Genomic DNA, 3,099 nt, shown 5'->3' with positions numbered 1-3,099 from the left:
CTATTAAGCAGCAATTGAATTTAGTCAGAGTTCTACATGATAGAGATTTGGATAAAGGCTTCGGCGAAGTCTACATGCCCTACGCTCTAGCTCTTAAATTTCCGACACAAGCTAGAGGTTATGGTTGGCAGTATCTTTTTCCTGCTTCTAAATTAACTGTTGATCCGCGCTCTGGAAAGATGATGCGTCATCACGTTACAGACCGTACGGTTCAAAAACATGTCATGAGAGCAATCCATAAGGCTAAGATTATCAAAAAAGCAGGTTGCCACACGTTTAGGCACTCTTTTGCTACCCGGTTACTTGAAAAAGGAACAGATCTTAGAAATATTCAAGAATTACTAGGGCATTCGGATATCAAAACTACCCAAATCTATACTCATGTAGCTGGGCTGCATAAGAGCGGAGTCAGGAGCCCTCTGGACAACTGATCTGTATCGGCTCAACAAGCAGATACGCTACCGCCGAAGATACTCAAATCCCTACAAGCTGCCTAGTTGTCGAGGCAGATCGTATCATGATTTAAGCGTTCAGAAAGAGCCAGCTTCGACTTATGCGAACTAAAACAATGAATTATAACCATAATATAAGTTTTATCTATGCATTTAAATATAGCCAAGCTACCTCAAGATGCTAGTTTTATCTGTTTATATGAAAATAAAAAAGCCTTATGTTCATACATAAGGCCTTTAAAAGATCAGCAGATAGCTCAATAAAAGTGCTTAATCTAAGTCTTCAACTTCTTCTGCTTCTTTCTCTTCATTCGCTTTGCGCTGAAGCGCTTTACGCTTGTTGCGCTCTATTTGGTTCTGAACAAACTCAACCAGTGTCTTCTCTGCCCACTCTGTTGCTTCTGCTTCAGTTGCAAAGCCTGTTTCACGCTTAGAGATAGTTGTACGACGAGAGGTGATCTGTCGAATAATCTCAGCCGCCCAGCCGTTTCTTTTCTCAACTACGCGGTAATCAAATTTTTTGCCGTTTGCCATTTCAATTTCCTAGGGATGACTCAAGGTGGTAGCACTAATCGCTGAATATTTGTATTCAGCACTCATAAAAAAAGCTACCCCTTTGGAAGGGCGGTATTAGAACACAATTCGCGCCAATAAAGAATGATGAATTACAAATCTAACTGCCAACGAGCCAGCGGGGCATCTTTACAGATCCCTTCCTTCCCCCATCTGTCTACACTATCAACAACCAGTATGCGATTTGGGTCAGGTACCAATGACTTCAACAGCTTGCTAACCTTCTTTGATGTCAGCAACCATAATGATTCATCGTTTTTCAGTAACTCAACAAGTGCTTGTTTATCCGCATCGGTCCACTCCAGTTCAGGTTGAGTAAATCGCTCGACAACGAACAACTGGTTACCAGAAGCGAAATCTTCAAGCTCTTTGGAGAGCAATATCACTGAATCTATCTCCGCTTCAAACAAATCATTCTGCTGGCGATTTATCATCTTGCGAACATCCAGCATCAACCGTTGCTGGTTAGCTTCAATAATCTTTGCCTGCTCAGGCCATACTCGTTGTAAATCATGGCTAACAATCGCAGCCATACGGCTTAGATTGGCAGGGTTGAGCCAGGTAAACATCGACGTTGTGCCATCATCCAACCGCAAAGCTGCAACGCCTTGTGCTCGTGGAGAGAGCGCTTGAGAGGCATCAACCTCAATAATCGCTATATTCCCCTGACGAGCATGAACATATAAAGGGTCCTGAGGCCAAGTTGCTCCCATAGTCACTGTGACCTTAGCCTCTTTTGCCGCTTTAGCTGTTTGCTCTGCACCTTTTCCGTTAAACCAGTTCGGCAGTCGCTGGATGCCGTATCGCTTGGGTGGCAAATAGCTGGTTGTAATAGCCGTACCTTCTGTCAGTTCCGAGGCTAGCATGTACGTAACAGGTGTCGCCGTTAAAATATCTTCTGCCTGCACCGAGGCTGGAACCAATCCAGCGGCAACCAGAGAAGCAAGACAAGTTAACTTAGCTAATGTTTCTTTGAATTGAGTTGTCATTACTAGATCATCCCTTTCGTACAATGCGGTAGAAGGTAGCGGTTAAGAAGAACACAGCCGACACGATAATAATGGCGGCACCCGATGGTACTGGCAGTTTAAGCTCCATAGGAAGAATGGTGCCAACCAGGCAGCTAACCGTGGCAAGAAACGCCGACATCAATACAAAATTCCCCATGTTTTTGGTAAGCAGGCGCGCCGTTGCTCCAGGAATTAGCAGCAGCGCACCTACTAAAACCGCACCAATGATTTTCACTGAGGCAATCGTCACCAGGGTGATCATCATGACAAACAAATAATCATAAAAATTAGTGGCATAGCCTCTTACTCGGGCAATATCGGGACTGATGCACGTTAACAGAATACGATTAAATGTCGGGATCAGCACCAGAACAATCAACAGGCAGCAGAGTGCCAACACCAATATATCTTGATCTGTTACGGTCAAAATCGAGCCAAACAGAACATTTTCCAGCATATGAATGTTGATTTTACGCGCGACGTACATCAACAGCGCTGCACCCACGGCCAGTGCCAATGCCAAAAATACACCAACCAGAGTGTCGTAAGGCACATTAGTGCGATTACGGACAAAGTGAAGCAGCAGCGCGAAAATCATGCAGAAGCTGAACAAACCGATAATCGGGTTCTCTGGCGGCTCACCCAGCAATACTCCCAAGGCGATACCTGTTAATGCCGCATGTCCGACAGCTTCGGAAAAGAACGCCAGTCGCTTGGCTATCACCAGTGTTCCGAGTCCACCAAGAAGTGGCCCTAACAACAACGCTGCAACAACAGCATTTACCATAAAGGCATAAGAGAAACTTTCGCTTAGCCAGCCAGCATCAACGCCTGATTGTGCCCAATTTCGGATAAAGTCCATCATGCTACATTCTCCAAAGCACAGGCATCCGCTTGCGATGCACTTGTGTAATGGTTAAACAAGCGCTCTATTTTTTCGGGTACCAGAACCTCAGAAACCGATCCGCTATCAACAAGCTGTCGGTTAACAACATGAACGTGAGCATCCAGCCTCCTTACAGCCGTGACGTCATGGTGAACAGCCAGAACGGTTCTCTGCTCCG

Annotated in this window: 4 protein-coding genes and 1 pseudogene; 1 reads left to right on the top strand and 4 read right to left on the bottom strand. The window is 45.2% G+C overall.

The genetic code is table 11. The features are described from left to right. Window positions 1-431: tyrosine-type recombinase/integrase (locus MHN01_RS22505; RefSeq protein ID WP_239413566.1), on the top strand; the 431-nt coding region annotated here is incomplete at its 5' end. Between the two features lie 291 nt (window positions 432-722). On the opposite strand, the gene MHN01_RS22500 is transcribed toward MHN01_RS22505, so the two are convergent. The 4 genes and pseudogenes from MHN01_RS22500 to MHN01_RS22485 form a co-directional block, all read right to left on the bottom strand. Next, entirely contained in the window at window positions 723-986 is a 264-nt protein-coding gene (locus tag MHN01_RS22500; protein ID WP_239413564.1) for a DUF3622 domain-containing protein, read from the bottom strand. A gap of 131 nt (window positions 987-1,117) precedes the next feature. Continuing rightward, complete coding sequence (locus MHN01_RS22495) at window positions 1,118-2,014, bottom strand: ABC transporter substrate-binding protein (protein ID WP_239413563.1); 897 nt, start codon at window positions 2,012-2,014, stop codon at window positions 1,118-1,120. Between the two features lie 7 nt (window positions 2,015-2,021). Next, window positions 2,022-2,897 carry a metal ABC transporter permease gene (locus tag MHN01_RS22490; RefSeq protein ID WP_239413567.1) on the bottom strand — a complete coding sequence of 292 codons (876 nt, stop codon included), beginning with the start codon at window positions 2,895-2,897 and terminating at the stop codon, window positions 2,022-2,024. Further along, a pseudogene (locus MHN01_RS22485) lies at window positions 2,897-3,099 on the bottom strand (metal ABC transporter ATP-binding protein); the annotation flags it as partial. The pseudogene MHN01_RS22485 and the gene MHN01_RS22490, both read right to left, overlap by 1 nt.

Source organism: Photobacterium sp. OFAV2-7 (genome assembly GCF_022347985.1).
Taxonomy (GTDB): domain Bacteria; phylum Pseudomonadota; class Gammaproteobacteria; order Enterobacterales; family Vibrionaceae; genus Photobacterium.
This window is presented reverse-complemented; position numbering and strand designations above follow the sequence as displayed.